This is a genomic window from Pedobacter sp., from assembly GCF_031119335.1.
Taxonomy (GTDB): Bacteria; Bacteroidota; Bacteroidia; order Sphingobacteriales; family Sphingobacteriaceae; genus Pedobacter.
The window spans coordinates 154,820-178,603 of the sequence record NZ_JAVHXT010000010.1; the positions used below are offsets into that span (position 1 = coordinate 154,820).

Sequence of the window (23,784 nt, forward strand, 5' to 3'; positions counted from 1 at the left end):
GTTTAGGCTAAAAATAATAAAATATCGTAATTGTGATGCACGAAGTAACGTCTAATTTGAGCGCATAAAAAAAAGTGATGCTATTCACATCACTTTTCTATTATTTTTACAAAGCTTATACAAGCTTGTTTGCCACTAGATATTCTGCAATTTGTACTGTGTTTGTAGCAGCACCTTTACGCAAGTTATCAGCAACAATCCACATATTTAAAGCTTTATCATGCGATTCGTCTCTACGTAAACGACCAACAAATACTTCGTCTTTTTCGTGAGCATCTTTTGGCATCGGGTATTTCAAGTTCGCTACATCATCAACTACGATTAAACCTGGTGCTTCTTCTAAAATTCTACGTACATCAGCTAAATCGAAATCGTTTTCAAACTCAACATTTACCGACTCTGAGTGACCGCCCATTACAGGAATACGAACAGTAGTAGCAGTTACTTTAATACTGTCATCGCCCATAATTTTGTTGGTTTCTTTCACCATCTTCATTTCTTCTTTGGTGTAACCATTGTCGGTAAAAACATCAATGTGAGGTAAAACGTTCAAGTCAATTTCGTAAGGATATGCTTTTGGTCCGTCTATACCTTTACGCTCATTCATCAACTGGTCTACGGCTTTAACACCCGTACCAGTAACAGATTGGTAAGTAGATACAATTACACGTTTAATTTTGTATTTCTCGTGCAAAGGCTGTAAAGCTACCACCATTTGAATGGTAGAACAGTTAGGATTGGCAATAATTTTATCTTCTTTGGTTAACACGTGTGCATTTACCTCAGGAACTACCAATTTCTTAGTAGGATCCATTCTCCAAGCCGAAGAGTTATCGATAACTGTAGTGCCAACTTCAGCAAAACGAGGAGCAACCTCTAAAGAAGTACTTCCGCCAGCCGAAAAAATAGCAATTTCTGGAGCCAAAGAAATAGCAGTATCAATGCTAACAATTGGATACTCCTTACCCTTAAACTTAATTAACTTACCAACGCTCTTCTCAGATGCCACTGGGATTAACTCAGTTAACGGGAAATTTCTTTCTTCCAATACTTTTAACATTACGGTACCAACCAATCCGGTAGCACCTACTACTGCAACTTTCATCTTTTTTTTGTTTTTTTGTTTTATATTTAAATTGAAAATGTCTATTCCCCAAATATGAGAAAAACTTTACTCTTTTTACTGTTATTATGCACTAAACTTACTTTTGCTCAGTTAAATGACAATTTTAGTGATGGGGATTTTACAAATAATCCAGCGTGGGGGGGGAATGCCGATAGATTTATCATTAATGCAAATGGTCAGCTGCAATCAAATGGTTTAACTTCTGGTTCTACCAATTATAGTATAGGATTATCTACCGCTAACACTTTAGGGATAAATGCAGTTTGGGAGTTTTATTTTAAATTAGATTTTAATCCTACAGCCACTAACCAATTGCGGGTGTACTTGGTTTCTAACCAGGCTGATTTAACAGGCTCATTGCAGGGATATTTTTTTCAAATAGGAGAAGCTGGTAACAATGATGGACTTCATTTATATAGACAAAACGGTACTTCAACTTCTCAAATAATAACGGGTGCTCCCAAAATCTGGACCAGTACTAATGTAACCAGTGCCAGAATAAAAATTACTAGAGACAATGCCGGAAATTGGCAATTATATTCTGATGTTACTGGTGGTACAAATTACATATTCGAAGGTTCGGCAAACGATGCAATGTTTACATCTACATCTTTTTTCGGTGTTAACCCGAGGTATAATACTGTTTCTCGTGCTACACAATATAATTTCGATGATTTTTCGGTTTCGACTTTACCCGCAGATGTTACTCCGCCAGTTTTGCTTTCAACAAGAGTAGTGGACAGCAAAACGTTAGAATTGACATTTAATGAGCCTTTAAATGTGGCTACTGCACAAACCGCAGCAAATTACAGTATATCTAACGGCATTGGAACTCCAAGCACCGCAACCATGGGAACTTTAAGTAATATTGTGAATCTGTCTTTTACAAATGACTTGGTTTCTGGGGCAGCTACCGTTACAGCTGTTAATATTGCCGATGCTAAAGGAAATGTAGCAGCTAGTTTAGCTAGAAACTTTACCTATATAAAGCCTTATACAGCGGTACGAGGAGATGTTGTAATAAATGAAATTTTCGCCGATCCTACACCTGTAGTTGGTTTGCCAGAAAAAGAATTTATAGAACTGTACAATACTACAAACGAATATATTATTATTACCGGATGGAGATATAAAGATGCAACAACTTCTACAGCAACGCTTGCTGCAGATACGTTAGCCCCAAAAGAATATAGGATTTTATGTGCCAATGCCGATGTAGCTTTGTTTAAACCTTTTGGTAAAACCATGGGCTTAGGTACTTGGCCGTCTTTAAATAATGATGGAGATAATTTGACGTTGTTTTTGGCAGACGGTACAACAGTGATTGATAATGTAGAATATGCAGACACTTGGTATCGTGATGATGTTAAAAAGGCGGGTGGCTACACCTTAGAACTTGTTAATACCTTAGGTATATGTAGCGGTGCTGCTAATTGGAAGGCTAGTGTGGCCACAATTGGAGGCACGCCAGGCGCTCAAAACTCGGTTTACGAGGCAAATTTAGATTTAACTGCACCAAAGTTGTTAAGTGTTATGGCATTAAGCCCTACTACGGCACAATTGTTTTTCGACCGTGCTTTAGATGTAAACACTTCAAGTGTTTTAACCAATTACAGTATTAACAATGGTGTGGGTAATCCAGTAACTGTGCTAATTGCTTTTGATAATAAATCGATTACCTTAACCTTTGGAACTCCACTTACAAGAGGATTGGTTAATACGGTTACGGTACATAACTTGATAAGTTGCGCAGGTACGGTGATTAACCCCAGTGCTAATACTGCCGAACTGTTTTTAGCTAAGGAAATTAAACCAGGCGATATTTTAATTAGTGAAATTCTATTTAACGAACGTGCAGGTGGAGCTGAATTTGTTGAAATCTATAATCCAACCAATGACACTTTTGATTTAAAAGATTTGCAAATTTCTAACGCTAATTTTACCGGAGCGAACGATAAAAAAGCAATTACCGCAACATCTGTGTTTATTCAGCCCAAAACCTATTGGGTGCTTTCTAGAAATCCAGAAGCAGTTAAACAGCATTATGATGTGAAAAATCCGCAGCAAATGGTGCAAGTAGCTGCCTTGCCAACGTATACTAATTCGGCGGGTAGTGTAAAACTTTGGAAAGCTGATGAATTAATTGATGATTTATCATACACTGAAAAAATGCACCATGCTTTGTTGAGAGAAGTGAAAGGCGTGTCGTTAGAGCGTGTTTCGTTCACCAAAAGCGCAAATGAGCCGGGTAATTTACAGTCGGCAGCGGCTTCTGTGGGCTTTGCTACACCTACTTACAAAAATTCACAAGGTGAAGATACTAGCGTGAAAAATTCTGTTACGGTAGCTAACAAGACTTTTTCGCCAGATAACGATGGCTTTGAAGATTTGCTGCAGATTGATTATCGTTTCAAAGAAAATGGAAACTTAGCAACCATCAATATTTATACAGATAAAGGTGTACTTGTTCGCAGATTGGCGAGAAACATCACCATGTCTACACAAGGAACCATTAATTGGGATGGTTTGAATGATGGAGGTCAACTCTGTAAAGTAGGACTATATGTGATAAAAATAGATACTTTTCATGTTAACGGTACAGCAGATAGTTTCAAACAGACTTGTGTATTGGCATCGAAGTTAAACTAGTACGTCATGTCGTTTTTTCTTTCCAAGTTTCTTTTGTTTATCATTCGCCCGTTAGTATGGATTGTGGTATTATTGCTCTACAGTTTGTTCGCTAAAAAAAAGCGATACAAGAAAAGATCCTTGATAACCGCTATTGTACTGTTTTTATTCTTAACCAATAATGTTATACTCGGAACGGTAGCCAGCTGGTACGAAGCTAAATATCCAACCTTAAAGCACTATGATGTTGGGATGCTTTTAGGCGGATTTTCTAGTTATAATACCACTACCAAATCTCTAAAAACTGAAATTTCTGGTGATAGACTTACGCAAACCATTAGGTTGTACAATCAGGGAGTAATCGATAAAATTTTAATGAGTGGTGGCAGCGGTAATTTTTTAGAAAAAAATCCAGTGGAGGCTATTTATACCGAAGAATATCTTAAAGCAATCCAAATCCCAGATAGTGCTGTTATTATAGAAAAGGAAAGCAGAAATACTAAGGAAAATTTTGTTTACACTATCGAAATCTTGAAAAAGATGAATAAACCTGATGCTAAGATTTTGGTAATTACCAGTGCTTGGCACATCCCAAGAACCAAACTACTAGCGGAAAAGCAAGGTTTAAAGAACGTAGATTATTATCCTACCAATTCTTTAAAAGATAACTACAGTTTCGAAGATTACTTGTTACCGCAATCTAAAGCCATTATAGGTTGGGAGTTATTAGTTAAAGAGTGGTTAGGGTATTTGACTACGAAGTTGGGGATAACTTAATCCATAGAATAGCACGTCATTTCGAACGTAGAGAGAAATCTTTGAAAATGTAATGAGTATATCAATCCAAAGATTTCTCCATTTCGTTTCACTCCAGTCGAAATGACGTCATGCTATTTCAGCAAACTACCCTTAATGTAATCTATACTAGCTTTAATTGAGCCAATATGATCTGGTTTGTAGTTGGTTTCTTGCTCTAAGTAAATATGTTTTACTCCAGAAAGTTCGGCTTTAGCAAATATAGATTTGAAATCGATGCTGCCTTTGCCAATTTCGGTATTCCAGTCTTTTTTGGTCTTATCCATATCTTTTACATGCCACATTTTAAACCTGCTGGGATATTTTTTAAATAAGTCAACCGGATTGTGACCTGCATAAGCAGACCAGTACAAATCAAGTTCGTAATAAACTAAATTAGGATCGGTTTCTGCGAGCAGAATATCCAAACCAGTCTTATCCCTGAATTTATCGAACTCAAAACCATGATTGTGGTAACCTACGTTAATGCCAGATTTGATACAAAGTTCGCCTGCAACATTTAATCTTTCTGCTACCTTTTTGTAATCGTCCGCAGTTTTACGTAATCTATCGTCTAGCCAAGGTGCTACTACATATTTGCTGTCCAAGGTATTGGAAGCATCAATATAAGCCTTGATGTCGTCTAAATTTCCAGTGCTAACGTAATTGTCGAAAGCAAAGTGTCCGCTTGGAGAAGATAGTCCATTTGCGTCTAGCAAAGCCTTAAACTCTTTCGGGCTTAAGCCCCAGAAACTACCGTTAACCGAAGCGTAGCCATAGGTTTCTACTTCTTTAAAACCAGCTTTGGCCACTTTTTCAATCACATTTCTAACATCTTTGCCAATAATATCTCTTAGGCTATAAAGCTGTATGCCTACAGGTTTTTTAGCAGGAGCAAAGGCTCTACTTAACGAAGGGGCTAAGGTTAAACTTGCAGCAAGTATGCCAGTTTCTTTAATGAAATTTCTTCTAGTGCTCATTATGCAGCTTCCGTTTTAGTTTTGTCATTAAATAATACGCTGAATAACAAAAATACAACAAAAGCGATACCAGCTGGTATTAGCCATATCATTTTCCAGTCTTCCACGCCATTAACTTTGTAGGTTTCGGTAATTTGTCCTGCTACTATAAACCCAATTAACATACCCACACCATAAGTTGCAAGTGTAATTAAACCTTGTGCAGAGCTTTTAAATCTTTCTCCAGCTTTCGAGTTGGTATATATTTGTCCAGAAACAAAGAAGAAATCGTAGCAAATACCGTGTAAGGCGATGCCTAATAGCAACATAAAGCTTAATTCGCCTGCGTTTCCAAAAGCAAATAAAACGTACCTAATTGTCCAGGCTAGCATACCAACTAAAATGGTTTTTTTGAAACCAAATTTCTTAAAGAAAACCGGAATAGCTAATAAGAATAATACCTCAGAAACTTGGCCAATAGTCATTTTTCCTGTTGGATTATCTACACCAATTTTAGACAAGAATAAATTCGCGTTTTGATAATAAAAGGCTAATGGAATACAAATTAAGATAGAAGAAATAAAGAAAATTAGAAAGTTTTTATCTTTTAGCAACTTTAAAGCATCTAATCCTAATATTTCAGAAATCTTGATTTTCTCTGTTGATTTATTTTTTGGCGGAGTTTTAGGCAGTAGAAAACTAAAAACACCCAGCGATAATGAAGCAACTGCAGACATTAGGAAAGTGTTTTTAAGTGCTCCGTTTGCCGATGCTTCCTGCGAATCCCAATGGAAAAAGTAGCTAATTAACACACCTGCCAAAATCCACCCGATGGTGCCCCAAATTCTAATACTAGAAAACTCTTTCTCTGGATCTCCCATTTGATTAAAAGAAACAGAATTTACTAACGCTAAGGTTGGCATATACAATACCATATAAACAAAAACGTAAGGATAAAATACGCTGATGTCATTTGCACTGTACATTTGGTACATCAAAATAGCACCAATAATATGTAGTACTCCTAATATTTTTTCTGCATTAAAATATCTATCAGCAATTAAACCAATAATGAATGGCGCTATGATAGCCCCCCAAGATTGTGTAGAGAATACGGAGCCAATTTCGGGACCAGATGCGCTTAAGTTTTTGTCTAGGAAAGTACCTAATGTTACAAACCATCCACCCCAAATGAAAAATTCGAGGAACATCATAAAGGATAGCTTGAAGCGAGTAGTTGAGTTCATATTTAGTTTGAGTTGAGGTTTAAGGTTATAAGGTTTAAGGCTTAAGGTTTGGTCGCTGTAAAAAGCTTACGCATTAAACCTTATATATTTCCACCTTTTTAAAGTTCTTTAATCATAATGTTACGGAACCAAACTTCATCGCCATGGTCTTGTAAAGCGATTTTCCCAGTTTTATAAGTTCCAAAACCTTCCCATTTTGCAAATTTGCTATTGGCTATTAAGTTTTTCCAGTTATCATCCCACATAGTGGTTTCTACTACTTTTACGCCATTAAGTTTAAAGGTTAATTTGCCTTTGTTGCTGATGATTTCTGCTAAATTCCATTCACCTACTGCTTTCACAGGCTCGCTTTTGCTTTGGATCATGTCGTACAAATCGCCAGAGCGGTGTTTGGTAATTTTGCCATCTGGATGACCGTCGTTGTCCAAAACCTGCATTTCAGGGCCAGTTAGGTAAGTTTGTTTGTACTTTGAAACATCCTCGTGTACAAAGAAAATGATACCACTGTTAGCTTTCGGAGCTACTTTCCACTCTAACTTTAAATGGAAGTTACCATATTCTTTGTCAGTTACCAAATCGCCACCATCTTTGTTTTTCAATTTTGGGTCGAAGTGTAAAACGCCATTTTCAGCGTTCCATCCTTTACCTGCAAAATCTTTTCCGTAAGTATGCCAACCTGTGGTTGTTTTACCATCGAAAAGAGGAGTGAAGCCTTTTTTCTTTTGTGCATTTACACTAATTGAAGCAAGCATAAGTGCTGCTATTAATATTTTTTTCATTTGAATTTAATATATCAAGTTTTTATATACACCCCGGTCTTCGACCACCCCTCTGGAAGAGGGGAATACCATAATGTAATTCCCCTCTTCCAGAGGGGTGCCTGAAAGGCGGGGTGTTCAAGTCTATTTCTCTCCAAGTTTCCAGCCTTCGCGGTAATCTCTCTTCACAAATTGATTTACATCGTCGAAGTTGGTTACTTTCATTTGGTCGTTATCCCACAGTAGCTTTCTGTATCTGCCTGGATAGCTTACTTTACCTTTATCGCTAATTCTTTGTACATCGGCAGCTCTAATTGCTAAGTTAGCCATCAATAAACATTCTGTTAACGGGCCAGCAATTTCAAATGGAGAACTTAGTTCTTTCTTGTTATAGCCAGCAATACAACCTTCTACCCACTGTCCGTAGTGACCATTTGCCTGTCCTGGAACACGAGCGAATTTCTGTGCTACATTCAAATTCTCGTTGCGAGAAAGTGGAAGCAACCTAGCTTTATCGCCATACGTGTTAGACATCATTTTTCCCTTAGTACCTATAAACAAAGTTCCGTTACCACCATCACCAAATAGCTCATCGGCACCTAGTTCTTCTGGGCGGGTAGGTTGAATACCTCCATCCATCCAATGCACGGTAACATCGCCCTGCGTTTTATCTGTTTTAGGGAATTTTAATGTTACGTGACTAGAAGGAGGGCAGCTTTCTGGGAAATATCCTCGTTTAAATTCATCTATGTAAACAGAACCCACACTTGCTTCAACTTCAGTTGCGTATTTTAAGTTTAATACGCTGAAAGGAGTTTCTAATAGGTGACAGCCCATATCGCCTAATGCGCCGGTTCCGTAGTCCCACCATCCACGCCAGTTAAAGGGTACTAATTTTTCTACATAATCTTTGTTTGGAGCCGTTCCAAGCCATAAATCCCAATCCAATTCTTTCGGAACATCTGCTTTGTTTTTAGACCACGGAATACCTTGTGGCCAAACTGGTCTGTCTGTCCAAGCATAAATGGTGTGTACATCGCCAATTAAGCCAGCATCGTACCATTCACGCAGCAAACGAGGGCCATCATTACTGGCACCTTGGTTACCCATTTGCGTTACCACTTTGTATTTTTTAGCTGCTGCGGTGAGTATGCGGGCCTCGTAAATATCATGAGTTAGTGGTTTTTGAACATAAACATGCTTGCGTAATTGCATTGCAGCAAGTGTTTGTATGGCATGGTTATGATCTGGCGTAGATACAGTCACAGCATCAAAATTTTTGTGTTCTTTATCGTACATCTCACGCCAGTCTTTATAGAATTTAGCTTTCGGGAAACGTTTTACACTATTTGCTGCTCTGCGTGTATCTACATCACACAAATAGCCAATTTCGGCCTTTCCGCTTTCGTGAATTAAACGTATATCGCTATCACCCTTACCGCCTACACCTACACCTGCAACGATAAGTCTGTCACTTGGTGCAAGATATCCTTTACCACCTAAAACGTGACGAGGTACAATGGTAAAAGCTGTAGCAGCCACTGCTCCCATTTTTAGGAAGTTACGTCTGCTCTGGTTGTTGTCTTGGTTCATATATTTTAGTTTTTTGGAAGGTTCATTTGTTCACTGGTTCATTAGGTAATCTCTAATTGCTAAGACTTTCCTAATGTTACCTGATAAATTATTTTTTTAATGAAAGGATATACTTTGCCATTAATTTGGCATCGCTTTGCGATACTTTTGGATGTGGTGTCATTGGAATTTTGCCCCAAACACCAGAACCGCCTTTAATGATCTTGTCTGCTAAATAAGTTACGTTTTTATCGTTGTTAGGATATTTTTTAGCAATATCTGTATAAGAAGGGCCAATTAATTTATTGATTTTATGGTGGCAACCGATACAATCTGATTTATTGATCAACAATTCGCCACCACTCATTTGTGTCGTAGCAATTTTAGGTGTTAAGGTGTTGTTGATATTCACCGCTGGTTCTGTTTTTGGTTCCGGTTTAAATGCCGATAAAGAAGCCACAAAAATTGAAGTGACTGTAAGAATTAAAAAGGTTCGTTTCATGTGTGTTTTGTATTAGGGTAATATTTAAAGTTAATCTCTATTGTTATTTATATTCCAAGTATTTTTTTATTAAACGCAGCATCACTTCCTGCAGCGGCAAAGTCATCAAAAGCCTTATAGGTTACGTTGATGATGTGTTTTTTGATAAATTCAGCTCCTTCTCTAGCGCCATCTTGTTGGTTTTTGATACAGCATTCCCATTCCATTACAGCCCATCCTTTATAATCGTACTGTGCCAATTTGCTGAAGATGGTTTTGAAATCTACCTGGCCATCACCTGGAGAGCGGTAACGCCCAGCTCTGTTTGCCCAGCTTTGGTAACCACCAAAAGTTCCTTGTCTTCCGGTTGGATTAAATTCAGAATCTTTTACGTGGAAAGCTTTTATTCTTTCGTGATATAAATCGATGTACTGGATATAATCTAATTGTTGTAGCACAAAGTGCGATGGGTCATAAAGCAAACAAGCTCTTGGGTGTTGATTTACCTTATCCAAGAACATTTCGTAAGTGATGCCGTCAAACAAATCTTCACCAGGATGAATTTCGTAGCAAACATCTACACCACAGTTATCAAACTCATTTAAAATAGGTAACCAACGTTTAGCCAGTTCTGTAAAAGCTTCGTCTACCAAACCATCTGGCCGTTGTGGCCAAGGATGAAAAAACTGCCATAACAACGACCCGCTGAAAGTTGCGTGTGCATTCAATCCCAAATTTTGAGATGCTTTAGCCGCATATTTCAATTGTTGGATAGCCCATTCGGTACGTGCTTTCGGATTGTTCTTAACTTCTGGAGCTGCAAATGCGTCAAACAATTCGTTATACGCCGGATGAACAGCCACCAGCTGACCTTGCAAATGTGTAGAAAGTTCGGTTATTTTTAAACCATGTGCAGCAACTTTGCCAGTTAGTTCATCAGCATAAGTTTTGCTTTCTGCCGCCAGTTTCAAATCTATAAAACGATTGTCTAGCGTGGGCATTTGGATACCTTTAAAGCCTAAACCGGCTGCCCATCTGCAAATATTGTCTAATGAGTTGAAGGGAGCTTGATCGCTAATGAATTGTGCTAAAAATACTGCTGGTCCTTGTATTGTAGTCATTGCTTGTTGTTTCGTTTTTTGGTTGATGGTTAATAGTCCATAGTGGATAGTTGATGGTCTATAAGTCTATCTTTACTTTTCTATCAACCATGAGCTATCAACTATCATCTATTTACACCATAAAATCATGCCATTTTTGCTCCGATTTGCTAGAGGCAACTACGTTTTCTATAAAAGCCATGCCTCTAACACCATCTGTTACCGTTGGGAAATCCAACATTTCGGCAGTAGGTGTTTCTCCGTTTAATTTCGCATTTAACGTTAAGGCAAAATTGCGGTAAATGTTGGCAAATGCTTCCAAATATCCCTCTGGGTGGCCAGAAGGTGTTCTTGTATTGTGGGTAGCAACATTATGTAAATAGCCATTACCTGTTCTATAGATTTGCGTAGGTTGCTCTAACCACTTCACCAATAGAGTATTTGGTTCCATTTGATGCCACTCTAGGCTACCTTTTTCGCCATAAACATTAATGCGCAATGCGTTTTCTTCGCCAGCAGCAATTTGGCTAGCCATTAATAAACCGTTGGCGCCATTGTCAAATTTTAATAGTACGTTGCCATCATCATCTAAAGCTCTTCCATCTACAACGATATTTAAATCTGCACACATTTTACTGATCTTTAGCCCAGAAATATACTCTGCCAACTGCGCTGCGTGAGTACCAATATCTCCCATACAACCGCTAATACCACTTCTCGAAGGGTCGGTACGCCATGCAGCTTGTTTATTGTCATCGCCTGTGGCACTACTTAACCAACCTTGCGGATAATTCACGCAAACCTTTCTAATTTTACCAAACTCACCATTTTTTACCATGGCTTTAGCTTGCTTAACCATTGGATAAGCAGAGTAGGTATGGGTTAAAGCCAAAGTTAATCCAGTTTCTTCTACCTTCTTTTGTAACGCTTTGGCCTCTTCTAAAGTAAAGGTGATGGGTTTATCAATCATTACGTTGAAACCGTGCTCTAAAGCAAGCATTGCCGGTTCGAAGTGTAAATGATTTGGCGTAACGATACTCACAAACTGCATCCGAACATCAGCTGGTAATTTGCTTTCTGCCTCGAACATTTCTTTGTACGAAGTGTAAGCTCTGTCTTCAGGTAAAAAAAGCTCCTTTCCAGAAATTTTTGCGTTTTCTGGGTTAGAACTCAATGCACCACAGCACAATTCTATTAAACCATCTATGTTTGCGGCAATGCGATGTACGGCACCAATAAAAGCATTTTTGCCGCCACCAATCATTCCCATTCTTATTTTTTGTTCCATAGCCCTCCTAAATCCTCCCTAAGGGAGGACTTTGTATAGTTGTTTATTTATGCTCCATATAGCCCCTCCTTTGGAGGGGTTGGGGAGGCTTTTTACAAGTTTCCTTTTTTCAATTCTTTTACTGCAAAATCTGCTGCACGAGCTGTTAACGCCATAAAGGTTAACGATGGATTTTGACAACCGATAGATGGCATACACGCACCGTCGGTTACGAAAACGTTTTTCACTTCGTGCATTTGGTTCCACTCATTTAGTACCGAAGTTTTAGGGTCTTTACCCATTCTTGCAGTGCCCATCTCGTGGATAGCCATACCCGGATGACAACCGTTATCGTAAGTTTTGATGTTTTTTGCACCGGCAGCTTCCAACATTTCGGCAGCATCATCCATCATATCCTGACGCATTTTTTTCTCGTTATCTTTGTACTCGCAATCTATAGCTAATACCGACTGACCCCACTTGTCTTTCTTGTTGTGATCGATGAAGACACGGTTTTCGTAGTAAGGCAACATTTCGCCAAAACCTCCAAAACCCATTCTCCATGCACCAGGAGTGGTCATTTTTTGCTTAAACTCTGCACCAAAAGCTAACTCTGCCACATCATTTTGCCAGTTTTGTCTTGATGCACTTCCTTGGTAGCCAAAACCTCTTAGGTAGTCGCGTTTATCTTTGCCAACGTTTCTGAAACGAGGTACATAAAAGCCATTTGCACGGCGGCCATAGGTGTAGTATTTATCGAAGCCTTCAAACTCGCCATTAGCACCGCAACGGAAATGGTGGTCCATTAAGTTGTGACCTAACTGGCCGCTACCATTACCTAAACCATTAGGGTGCTCGTCTGAAGTTGAGTTCAATAGAATAAAAGTAGTACCCAAAGTTGAGCCATTAACGAAAACGATTTTCGCATAAAACTCCATCGTTTTGTTGGTTAAGGCATCAATTACTGCTACGCCTTTCGCTTTCTTAGTGTCTTTATCGTAAATAATGTGGTTTACAATTGAATACGGTCTTAAAGTTAAATTACCTGTGTCCATAGCTGCAGGTAGGGTAGAAGACTGTGTACTGAAATAAGCCCCAAACGGACAACCGCGGCTGCACAAGTTTCTGTACTGGCAACTGCCACGACCGTTATGAGGAACAGTTAAATTTGCTACACGGCCAATGGTCAATAAGCGCTCATTACCCCATTTTTGTTTGATACTTTCCTTCACAGATTTTTCAACGATATTCAAATCCATTGGTGGTAGAAAATGCCCATCAGGTAATACACCTTCTAAACCTTCGTTCTGACCACTGATGCCTGCAAATTTCTCTGCATAATCATACCAAGGTGCAATATCTTTGTAACGGATAGGCCAATCGTTACCGTAGCCATCTTTCGCATTTTCTTCAAAGTTTACATCTCCAAAACGGTAGCTCTGACGGCCCCACATCAACGATTTTCCACCAACGTGAAAACCTCTGTACCAGTCAAATCTCTTTACTTCTGTGTATGGGCACTCTAAGTCGTTTACCCACCATTTTTCGGTTACTTCGTTATAAGGATAGTCTCTTTTTTGCACAGGGTGAGTTCTTTTCATCTCCTCCGTTAACCTGCCAGCATGTTTAACATCCCAAGGGTTTTTCATTGCGCCATCATAATCTTTAATATGCTCAATGTTCATCCCTCTTTCTAGCATTAATACTTTTAAGCCTTTTTCTGTAAGTTCTTTAGCAGCCCAACCGCCACTTATTCCAGATCCTACAACAATAGCGTCGTAAGTATTTTCAGCTTTTAATTTTATATTTAAGTTCATTGTTTTGTTCTGTTTTGTTTAGGGGAGGATATTTTAGGTAGCCCAAGATTTTTGTCCTGGTTTTAGCGGATAAGCACCATCGTAGCTGCCCGGTATTAAAACGTATTCACGAGCTTGGGTGCATCCAATTTCTGAAGCAAAATAACCCAACGAAGTAAGATCTCTCATTACCGTAAAGAAATATGCGATATCTACTTTTTCAGGAAGCTTGTTCGTTTTTTGATCTAAAGTTTCCTGTCTCAAAGTGGTCAGCATTTTCTTGCGTTCCGCCAAAGGAATTAATGCGAAACTTTTTTTGTAAGTCTTTTTTGCTCTTGCCTCAAATTCTACCAATCCTTTTTTGAAAGATTGTTGTTGCTTTGCAGGGTAACAATCGTTAATCATCATTGGGATGAATTTACCTACGCCTGCGGCTTTTGCTCCGCCCGAAGATTTTGTTGTTGGAATAATTACATCTGCAATTTCGGTAAGTGCCCTTAATTGCTCTGAAGTAAAAGTAACGGCATTTTTTTCACTTTCTGGAATAGTGTAGCTGCTGAACAAAATATCTGTTGTTCCAGCAGATATAGCTGTTCCTAAAAGTATCGCCACGCTTCTTAGTGCTTCTCTTCTGTCCATATTAATGGTATATATTGGTTTCTAAGTGTGATTTTTACACGATGTAATTTCACGTAATAATAAAAATAAAAAATTATTTCTCAGCGCTTGTTACAAACTTGATACAAAAATTTCAATAAAACAATAGTAAAACGATTTACTTGATACGATAGGTTGTTAAAATTTTAGTTATTTGAGGTGCTAGCTGTTCCGCCATCCGATAAAATCCAAGGTCGTTCGGATGTACGCCGTCAGTAGTAGCATCATGGTCGTTGCCTAATAATTTTTCAGCAGTAATTAAGAAAATATCCTTCATGCCAGCATTCCGTAAACGATTAAAAGCCGCAGTTATTTCTTCATTTTGCTTGCGTACCCTTTCTTTAACAACAAGATCAAAATTTCCTTGTTCTCTAATAATAGATTGCATTAATATAATAGGTGCTTTAGGATGTTTTTCTCTAACTGTTTTTACAAAACTTTCTGCTCTTTCTTTTATTTGCTCTGGCGATGGATTAGGTACACAATCTAAAATGAAAGCATCAGCTTGGATATCGCTCACCATTTTGGCAGCAGATTTTTCCATTTTAGCATTACCACTTATGCCTAGGTTCACAAAATATAGCCCTGTTTTTCTAGAAAGAATTGCTGGATAAGCCATACCCGGCCGGCCCGCAGATGCACCATGAACAATGCTGGAACCGTAAATTGCAATTTTATGTCTAAAAGGATTATCTAAACTGTTAATGGTACTTCCTTCGTCCGTACCTATTTCAAGACTTTTCAGTTCGTCGTAAAGTGGCAAAAAAAGCATACATTCTTTTTCTGTTCCATCCATGTTTTTTACCAAGTTGTACTCGCTACATACATCATTTGGCCTGCCAACACCAGCAAATTGCCATTTGCCATCTTTCTTAATATAAAGATCTAGTCCTTTTTGAGCAATAGGAGTAAGGTTGTTTAATGCCTTGCTTGTAGTTACGCACCATTTGGCACTTATAGATTTGCTATTTGTTTTAAAGGCAATTGCCAAACCCGCAGAATGAGTGAGTAATCTTTTAACAGCCGCAGGGAGGTCATTGTACTTACCTGTATCCACTCTATGGTAAACTGTGCTGGTTTGGAAGGCTTTTCCGTACAAATAGAAACTTCCGGCATCGCGATATATAGTTTTTTGTGCTATCGCAAGTTGTAATGAGGTGATGGTGAAAATAGTTATTAAAATAGCGGTCACTTTCAAGTTGCTCTTATTCATTTTGGTTTGGCTTTTAGTTTTTCAAGTATAGAGATAATCGTTTTAAAGCGAAACAAATCGTAAATATTATAGTGGTAAATATAATTAAAATTAACATTATGGTAATATTTCGAAACTATATATGGTCAAAAATTAGAAACTGTTTAATTTCGATGAAAATAAATACTTAGGCAGACGGGGACACCCGCCTATACTGCTGCTAGAGCTTGATGTCCTTGAACTTGTTCTGATTTATCGGAAAACTCAACCTGGCAAATATTTAACTCCATTTTTAAACAGTTTCTTAATCTCTAATAAAAAAACGTAACGCTTTTATCTCATTTTTTTACCTTTGTCAAATTTCAATTTACTGATGAAGGATAAAATTTTAGTTTTAGGTTCAAACGGGCAGATAGGCACCGAATTGGTTAATGCACTACGAGTTACTTATGGTAATGATAATGTGGTAGCTTGTGATATTAGAAGACCCGATTATGAGTTAAAAAATGCTGGTCCGTTTGAGTTTGTAAACGTACTAGATAAAGATATATTAAAAACAATTTTTGATAAGTATAAGCCTACGCAAGTTTATTTGCTAGCAGCTCTACTTTCGGCAACTGGCGAGCAAAATCCAAAATTAGCTTGGGATTTGAATATGAATGGTTTGTTGAATGTTTTAGACTTCGCCTTAGCTTATAAAGTAGCAAAGGTTTATTGGCCAAGTTCTATTGCTGTATTTGGGCCAAATTCGCCAAAAAGGAATACTCCGCAATTTTGTACTATGGATCCAAACACGGTTTATGGCATTAGCAAATTGGCCGGCGAGCGTTGGTGCGAGTATTATCACCAAAAATACGGACTAGATGTGAGAAGTATTCGTTACCCTGGATTGATTAGCTGGAAGGCGGCACCAGGTGGTGGAACAACAGATTACGCTATCCACATTTTTCACGAAGCATTGAAAAAAGGTAGCTACTCTTCATTTTTGTCGGCAGAAACAGAACTGCCAATGATGTATATGGACGATGCTATTAGAGGGACAATAGAATTGATGGACGCTCCTGCTGATAAAATCAGCATTTGGTCTAGCTACAACTTTGCGGGTGTTAGTTTTACTCCAGAAGTATTGGCTACTGAAATTAGAAAACATATTCCCGATTTTAAGCTAACTTATGCAGAAAATGATCCGCGACAAGAGATTGCAAACAGTTGGCCACAATCTATAGATGACAGCTTTGCACAAAAAGATTGGGGATGGAAGCCAGAGTTCAATTTGGCAAAAATGACAGTAGATATGTTAACGAACTTGAAAAAATAAAAGCGTTTGGCGTTCGGCGTTTGGCGTTCTTCGCTTCCCGCTTATCGCTTAACTCAAAACAATAAACAATGGGAAGAGCATTCGAATTTAGAAAAGAAAGAAAATTTAAGCGTTGGTCTAAAATGGCCGTTCAATTTACCCGTATCGGTAAAGACATTGTAATGGCTGTGAAAGAATCTGGCCCAAATCCAGAAACCAACTCTCGCCTGCGTACCGCAATGCAAAATGCCAAAGCGGTAAATATGCCAAAAGATAGGGTAGAGGCTGCAATTAAGCGTGCTTCTGATAAGTCTTTAGCTAATTACGAAGAGATTGTTTACGAAGGTTATGCACCTCACGGAGTTGCCGTTTTAATTGAAACTGCTACCGATAATACGAACCGTACAGTGGCTAATGTTCGTAGTTATTTCAATAAAACTAATGGTTCTTTAGGGAAAACTGGTTCGTTAGATTTTGTTTTCAATAGAAAATCTATTTTTAGGTTTGCACCTACCGACGAGCTTGATTTGGAAGAGTTGGAGTTCGAATTGATTGATGCAGGCTTAGAAGAACTTTACGTAGAGGCAGATGAAGAAGGAAACGATATTGTAGTGGCGCAAGGTGCTTTCGAGAATTTCGGTTCTTTACAGAAAGCATTGGAAGAAAAAGGTTTGGAGTTGAAAAGCTCGAAATTAGAGCGTATCGCTTTATCTCACCACGAAGTAACGGAAGAGCAAGCGGCAGATGTGTTGAAATTGATCGATAAATTGGAAGAGGACGACGACGTTCAGGCGGTTTATCATAACATGGCAGAGTAAGCTAACTAAATAGCATATAGCCCTGTAGTAAATTGTACTGCAGGGCTTTTTTATTTGAAGCGCAAAGTGATGCTTCTAACCTGAGTTCGATAATTAAATATACCAAAATAAGCCATTAAAACTAGTCCCGAATTAATTTCGGGCGACGAAGTGGCCATACACTGTCAGCCCTAACCATGGAATAGCTGTGAAGCAAATTTATTTTACTGCGTAGCTTTTCGCTATGCTACAGGTCAGGGTCAGTAAAAACAAAAGCATGTTATATTGCTACAAATCAATCGAATAATAATCGAACTCAGATTTCCAGGTACCGATAGTCCTACCGACTTGTTCCTGTAATTTTTTCTTAATAATTGTAAAGGTTTTTAATTGCTGCTGCAGTTAAGATTTTAGTTAGTTGCATAGGTTGGTTATATTAAACATAAGCGAGCACGTAGCGGCAAATCTATGTGTTTTCCCGAAGTAAAGCATGTCGGCGGGAGTGACACGGATAGGTGTACAAGTTTTGCTTTTCTTAAAATTAGATTGTTAACCAAAATATTTTGAAATAAAATCTTCGATTGTAAAAACTTTAATATATTTGTCTACTAATTCTATAGATTTAATATAATTTAAAATTTTTTGACATGAAAAGAACCTTAAATCCCATGTGTTGCTGTATGATGAAAAACCCAATGAATGAATTAATAGCGCTCAAAATACCCATACAGCAAACATTTTAACACTAATAGCAATAATGAAAATCAAACTATACCAATTAAGAAAAAATCTCTACCTATCTATTTTAACTACTTTAGCACTTACTTTATCTGTCGGTTTCGCTTTTGCACAAACCGCCTTGTCGGGCATAATTAAACAAGGCAATGGTTCGCCGGTTCCACACGCCACGGTTAAAGTGAGGGGAACAAATATTTCTACCAGCGCCAACGAAAAAGGCGAGTTTCGCATTACTTCAGTTCCAGACGTACCTTTTTACATTCAAGTAAGCTCGGTGGGTTTCAAACCTCAGGACTTCCAGATTTTAACTATTGCTGCCACGCCTGTAGAGCTAGTTTTATTGGAAGCTTCTCAGCTAGATCAAATAGTAGTAACTTCTAGGCGCCGCTCGGAGGTGTTGCAAGAAGTACCTATCCCAATTACGGTAATTGGCGGACAGGCGGCTGAAAACGCCGGTGCATTTAACGTAAACCGTTTGAAAGAGCTAGTTCCTTCTGTTCAGTTGTATGCTTCGAACGCTAGAAATACCACTTTAAACATTCGCGGTTTAGGTTCTACCTTCGGTTTAACCAACGATGGTATTGATCCTGGTGTTGGTTTTTATGTAGATGGTGTTTACCACGCCCGTCCAGCAGCTACCTCAACAGATTTTATCGATATTGATCAAATTGAGGTAATTAGAGGGCCGCAGGGGACTTTGTTTGGAAAAAACACCACCGCAGGTGCATTTAACATTACTACTAAAAAGCCAAGCTTGGTACCAAGTGCTAAGGTAGAACTGAGCTATGGTAACTATAATTTTATTCAGGCAAAAACAACTGCGACTGGTCCGCTAGCGAAAAATTTAGCCGCAAAAATTTCTATCTCTGGTACGCAACGCGATGGAACCATTTGGAATGTTCTGGAAGAACGTAGATACAGCGGTCAGAATAATGTTGGCGCTAAGGGGCAATTTCTTTACACGCCTAACGACAAACTAGAACTTTTATTAAGTGGCGATGTAAGTATCCAGCATCCGGCGGGTTATCCTTTGGTAGTTGCTGGGGTTACTACAACCGAAAGAAGTGCGTACAGACAATATGCTCGAATTGTAGCGGATTTAGGTTACGCACAACCAAAGATAGATCCATTTTCGAGAGAAATATACACTAACACGGCGTGGAGGCACAACCAATCTATTGGTGGTATCTCGTTAAATGCTGATTATAAAATTGGTAATGGTAAGTTAACTTCTACCACAGCTTGGAGGTTCTGGAATTGGGATCCAACTAACGATAGAGATTTTACGGAGTTTTCTGCATTGACTAAATCACAAGGAAATACCCGCCACGATCAGTATTCGCAAGAAATTAGATATGCGGGCGATATTACCGAAAAATTGAGTGGGGTGGTAGGTGTTTTTGTGTTAGGTCAGAATTTGCAAGGTTTAGGACAAACCGAGGAAGTAGGACGCGATCAATGGAGATTTGTACAAACGAGCAATACTGGTGCGCAAGCGGGTTATTCAACTCCTGGGTTGTTAGATGGATTTGGTATCACCACAAACTCTAGTATCAAATCGTTAAGTGCTGCGGCCTTTGCACAAGTAGATTGGGAGGTATTAGATAAATTACACGTATTACCGGGCATCAGGTTTACTTACGATAAAAAGGATGTAGACTACGATAGAAGAACTTACGGAGGTTTGCAAACATCAGACGCGGCTTTGTTAGCGTTAAAGGCTGCGGTCTATTCAAATCAACAGTTTAATACTAGTACAAACAACAACAACTTATCGGGTAACCTTACTGTTTCTTACAGACCTAGCGATAAAATAAACACCTTTGCTACTTATTCTACGGCTTATAAACCTGTAGGTGTTAACGTTGGTGGTTTACCAACTACATCAGCAGGAACTGCAGATTTATCTGTAGCGGTAATTAAACCAGAATATGTTCAACATTATGAGCTAGGTGTAAAGACTAAACCAACCGCTGGTGCAATATTAAATATTACAGCCTTCAATACAGATATTAAAGATTATCAAACGCAGGTGCAGTCGCCTCAATTGGGTGTAAATAGAGGATATTTAGCCAACGCCGAGAAAGTTAGGGTAAGAGGTTTAGAAGTAGATGGGAGCTACCAAGCTGGCAGGTTCTTGACGTTAAATGCTGCGGCATCTTATTTAGATGGTAAGTATGTGAGATTTACCAACGCACCACTGCCATTAGAGGAAACCGGAAGAACACAAACCATTAACGGTGTGTCTACTCAAGTTGCTTTTAAGGATGTTTCTGGTGGTAGATTGCCTGGTATTTCGAAGTGGAACGTGTCTGGTGGTGCAGAATTAAGTACTGCAGGTAAACTAGCAGAAAGAGAAGGTAGATTTTTTGTAGCTGCAGATGTTTCTTATCGCTCTGAATATTCATCGAACCCTACACCATCAAGAGTTTTAGTGGTTGATGGATATACCTTATTAAACGCAAGGTTAGGTTTTAGATCAGAGAAGTTTTCGATCTTCGCTTGGTCAAGGAACTTAGGAAACACTAAATACTTTGAACAACTACAAGCGGCCGCTGGTAATGCTGGTTTGTTCGCTGGTGTACTTGGCGATCCAAGAACTTATGGTGCTACGTTGAGGTATAGTTTCTAACTAAATTTCTACTCTCTGTCAGCCTGAGCTTGTCGAAGACTATAGGACATGTTTTGAAGATTAGACTTACGAAGTTTTCGAAACTTCGTAAGTCTCTATGCTGGTCCGTCATTTCGACCGCAGCGAAGCAAGTGGAGAAATCTTTGAACTTTATAGTTGGATTTAAAAGGTCGATGTAAAACATCGACCTTTTTTGGTTGAAACTGAAATGAATTCACTACTTTAAGGAGAAATCACTTTGTTAAACATGGAAGAGTTTATTTTCTTGAAAAAGAATTCGTTAGGTTTTTATTTTTTATCATACCCTCAAAACAGACGTATTTCCGTTTTACTGTTTGGAGATAAAAGTAATTTTTTCCCTTACAGGGGAGATGCAGTTTCATTTGGTAAGGACAATACCTACATAAAAGTCGGGAGGTTTTTTATTACTGAAGATAAAGAGTTTTTATCATTAGCAATAGATCAGTTAGGGATTATATACGGTAAAAAGAATGAAATTGGAGATGTTCTTGAAGATACGCCAACTGAGTTCTTAAATTCAATTATGACCGATATGAATCAACGTTATATGAAAAGAAAATTAAATATGAAAACCCAACTTTATGAATATATATTTGGGGCTGCTGAGTTAAAAAATATGAAAAAACTAAAATCACTTTGTGTTTATTGCGGTGCAAATTTCAATGGCGATGAAACCCTGAAACAAGCTATTGTAGACTTGGCCAAAACAATGGTCAGTCAAGAAATTAGCTTGGTTTATGGTGGCGGTAGTGTGGGTGTAATGGGCGTAATTGCAGATGAAGTTTTAAAGTTAGGCGGAACAGTAACAGGCGTTATCCCACAGTTTTTGATGGATAAAGAAGTAGGGCATAAGGGTATTACACAAATGATTATTACCGAAAATATGCACCAGCGCAAGCAAAAGATGGCAGACCTATCTGATGGTTTTGTGATTTTACCTGGCGGATTTGGAACCTTAGAAGAATTTTTTGAAGTGCTAACTTGGTTACAGCTTGGCTTACATGCCAAACCCATCGGTGTGTTAAATGTTAATGGCTTTTACGATCCGCTTTTTGCACAAATGGAGATGATGGTGAAACATCAGTTCTTGAAGCAAACCAATAGAGATTTGGTGATAAATGAAGCTGACGCAAGTATGTTAGTTGAAAAGATGCAGTGTTTTTCTGCCACACCAGATGAAGTTTGGTTTAGAGATAGAAATTTGACTTAAGTTCGACTAGAGAGGCTGCTGGTCGGGATTTAGTTTACTTCGTAATTTGCAGGTTGGGATCTTAAAGCTATCGCTACTTTTTGCTGTATAACGACGTCCACTGGCATTATTTACTTGTTTAGCTGACCCTGAAATAAATTTGCTTTGCAGCTACTGCGTGGTCAGGGTGATTGTAAGTTAAGTGTTTCGTCATGCTGAATTTATTTCAGCATCAGTTTTACAGTTCCCTTGGAAACAAAGGTTTAGTTTAGATACAAATCCGAATTTAGACACTTATCTAAATCCAAAAATAGCAGCAAATGCCAAAGTAAAATAGCCCTGAACGAAGTGGAAAGCCCGCATCCCGATTTTTTCATCGGGAGAGGACTTGTAACGGAGTGCAGGACTTTCGGGAGCTATGAAAAGCTGAAATTGCGCTTCTAAAATTATAATACATAAAAATATTTAGCTAATTATCAATAAGTTATATTTTATTTCAAATAAATACTACTAAATAGGTAGAATTTATATACATTTGTACTGTTGATTAAAAATACAGAGCGATGATTTTAGAAAAAGTAGAAAGAAACACTGTTGAACCTAAAATAACTTTGGTAGGTGCGGGACCTGGAGATCCAGATTTGTTGACTTTGAAAGGGGTGAAAGCCTTGGCAACTGCTGATGTGGTTTTGTACGATGCGTTAGTGAACGAAGCTTTGCTAAACCATGCACCTGAAAATGCGATTAAGGTTTATGTGGGCAAACGTTCTGATGATGAGTCGTTCTCTCAAAAATTAGTCAACAAGTTGATGATAGATTACGCTTTGAACTATGGACACGTAGTGAGATTAAAAAGCGGAGATCCGTTTGTGTTTGCTCGTGGTTACGAAGAAGTTAATGTCGCTGAATCTTATAGCATCCCAACGGAAATTGTGCCCGGAGTTTCGAGTGCGCTAGGTGTACCGGGCTTGCAAAAAATCCCGATGGTTTATGGCAATATGAGCGAGAGTTTTTGGGTAGTGACTGGAACCAACGCACAAGGAGAAATTTCTCCAGATTTGTACGTTGCTGCAAAATCTAATGCAACCATTGTGGTTTTGATGGGTATTGAAAAAATTAAAGAGATTGCTTCAATTTTCAAATTGGAAGGAAAAGCCAGTTTGCCTGTTGCGGTGATCGAAAATGGCTCGTCTACGGAAGAAAATGTGGTAGTGGGAATTGTAGATACGATTGAAGAGTTAATAGAAGAAAAGAAATTAAGTTCGCCAGCTTTATTGGTGTTTGGAAATGTGGTTTCATTGCATCCGCAGTTCAATTCCATCCACGAATTTTATGCGATAATGGCGCAAGAAGAATATTAAAGACTTATTACTTAGCGTAATATTTTTGTTTGGTTGTGATTAGCTGGGCCCCTAAGCCCAGCTTTTTCGTTTTTTAGCCACCGATGCACAGATATCGTGGACATATAATTTTATCCAGATACCCGTAGTGCATTATCATAAAATGAAATCAACATCAAAATAACCACCCCG

Annotated in this window: 18 protein-coding genes; 7 read left to right on the top strand and 11 right to left on the bottom strand. The window is 38.4% G+C overall.

Features of this window, described 5'->3' with window-relative positions; genetic code table 11:
• Positions 1-115: 115 nt before the first annotated feature.
• Positions 116-1,105 carry an aspartate-semialdehyde dehydrogenase gene (locus tag REI64_RS12265; RefSeq protein WP_308850419.1) on the bottom strand — a complete coding sequence of 330 codons (990 nt, stop codon included), beginning with the start codon at positions 1,103-1,105 and terminating at the stop codon, positions 116-118.
• Between the two features lie 54 nt (positions 1,106-1,159).
• On the opposite strand from REI64_RS12265, the gene REI64_RS12270 reads away from it, so the two are divergent.
• A complete protein-coding gene (locus tag REI64_RS12270; RefSeq protein WP_308850420.1) occupies positions 1,160-3,775 on the top strand; it encodes a lamin tail domain-containing protein in 2,616 nt (871 codons plus the stop codon).
• Positions 3,776-3,781: 6 nt separating this feature from the next.
• Complete coding sequence (locus tag REI64_RS12275; RefSeq protein ID WP_308850421.1) at positions 3,782-4,531, top strand: YdcF family protein; 750 nt, start codon at positions 3,782-3,784, stop codon at positions 4,529-4,531.
• A 113-nt stretch (positions 4,532-4,644) separates the two neighbouring features.
• Here the strand turns inward: REI64_RS12275 and REI64_RS12280 are convergent, their stop codons facing one another.
• From REI64_RS12280 to REI64_RS12325, 10 genes are all read right to left on the bottom strand, one after another.
• Positions 4,645-5,529 carry a sugar phosphate isomerase/epimerase gene (locus REI64_RS12280; protein ID WP_308850422.1) on the bottom strand — a complete coding sequence of 295 codons (885 nt, stop codon included), beginning with the start codon at positions 5,527-5,529 and terminating at the stop codon, positions 4,645-4,647.
• Complete coding sequence (locus REI64_RS12285) at positions 5,529-6,755, bottom strand: nucleoside permease (protein ID WP_308850423.1); 1,227 nt, start codon at positions 6,753-6,755, stop codon at positions 5,529-5,531. The genes REI64_RS12280 and REI64_RS12285 overlap by 1 nt, the downstream gene beginning before the upstream one ends.
• A 98-nt stretch (positions 6,756-6,853) precedes the next feature.
• Positions 6,854-7,534 carry a DUF1080 domain-containing protein gene (locus REI64_RS12290; protein WP_308850424.1) on the bottom strand — a complete coding sequence of 227 codons (681 nt, stop codon included), beginning with the start codon at positions 7,532-7,534 and terminating at the stop codon, positions 6,854-6,856.
• A 123-nt stretch (positions 7,535-7,657) separates the two neighbouring features.
• Positions 7,658-9,106, bottom strand: coding sequence for a Gfo/Idh/MocA family oxidoreductase (locus REI64_RS12295; RefSeq protein ID WP_308850425.1), 1,449 nt, complete (start codon positions 9,104-9,106; stop codon positions 7,658-7,660).
• An 88-nt stretch (positions 9,107-9,194) separates the two neighbouring features.
• Positions 9,195-9,587, bottom strand: coding sequence for a c-type cytochrome (locus tag REI64_RS12300; RefSeq protein ID WP_308850426.1), 393 nt, complete (start codon positions 9,585-9,587; stop codon positions 9,195-9,197).
• A 47-nt stretch (positions 9,588-9,634) separates the two neighbouring features.
• Complete coding sequence (locus REI64_RS12305) at positions 9,635-10,687, bottom strand: sugar phosphate isomerase/epimerase (protein ID WP_308850427.1); 1,053 nt, start codon at positions 10,685-10,687, stop codon at positions 9,635-9,637.
• A 112-nt stretch (positions 10,688-10,799) separates the two neighbouring features.
• Entirely contained in the window at positions 10,800-11,954 is a 1,155-nt protein-coding gene (locus REI64_RS12310) for a Gfo/Idh/MocA family oxidoreductase (RefSeq protein ID WP_308850428.1), read from the bottom strand.
• 92 nt (positions 11,955-12,046) lie between these two features.
• Positions 12,047-13,750: a GMC family oxidoreductase gene (locus REI64_RS12315; RefSeq protein ID WP_308850429.1), complete on the bottom strand. Its 1,704-nt coding sequence runs from the start codon at positions 13,748-13,750 to the stop codon at positions 12,047-12,049.
• A 33-nt stretch (positions 13,751-13,783) separates the two neighbouring features.
• Positions 13,784-14,368: a gluconate 2-dehydrogenase subunit 3 family protein gene (locus REI64_RS12320; RefSeq protein WP_308850430.1), complete on the bottom strand. Its 585-nt coding sequence runs from the start codon at positions 14,366-14,368 to the stop codon at positions 13,784-13,786.
• A gap of 136 nt (positions 14,369-14,504) precedes the next feature.
• Complete coding sequence (locus REI64_RS12325; RefSeq protein ID WP_308850431.1) at positions 14,505-15,599, bottom strand: SGNH/GDSL hydrolase family protein; 1,095 nt, start codon at positions 15,597-15,599, stop codon at positions 14,505-14,507.
• A gap of 352 nt (positions 15,600-15,951) precedes the next feature.
• Here REI64_RS12325 and REI64_RS12330 point away from each other — a divergent pair, with 352 nt between their 5' ends.
• The 5 genes from REI64_RS12330 (at position 15,952) to cobA (ending at position 23,613) form a co-directional block, all read left to right on the top strand.
• Positions 15,952-16,896, top strand: a complete 945-nt coding sequence (locus tag REI64_RS12330) for an NAD-dependent epimerase/dehydratase family protein (protein WP_308850432.1) — start codon at positions 15,952-15,954, stop codon at positions 16,894-16,896.
• Positions 16,897-16,964: 68 nt separating this feature from the next.
• A complete protein-coding gene (locus REI64_RS12335; RefSeq protein ID WP_308850433.1) occupies positions 16,965-17,693 on the top strand; it encodes a YebC/PmpR family DNA-binding transcriptional regulator in 729 nt (242 codons plus the stop codon).
• Between the two features lie 736 nt (positions 17,694-18,429).
• Positions 18,430-21,042 carry a TonB-dependent receptor gene (locus tag REI64_RS12340; RefSeq protein ID WP_308850434.1) on the top strand — a complete coding sequence of 871 codons (2,613 nt, stop codon included), beginning with the start codon at positions 18,430-18,432 and terminating at the stop codon, positions 21,040-21,042.
• 247 nt (positions 21,043-21,289) lie between these two features.
• Positions 21,290-22,273, top strand: coding sequence for a TIGR00730 family Rossman fold protein (locus tag REI64_RS12345; protein ID WP_308850435.1), 984 nt, complete (start codon positions 21,290-21,292; stop codon positions 22,271-22,273).
• Positions 22,274-22,815: 542 nt separating this feature from the next.
• Positions 22,816-23,613 carry a uroporphyrinogen-III C-methyltransferase gene (cobA, locus tag REI64_RS12350; protein WP_308850436.1) on the top strand — a complete coding sequence of 266 codons (798 nt, stop codon included), beginning with the start codon at positions 22,816-22,818 and terminating at the stop codon, positions 23,611-23,613.
• Positions 23,614-23,784: the final 171 nt, after the last annotated feature.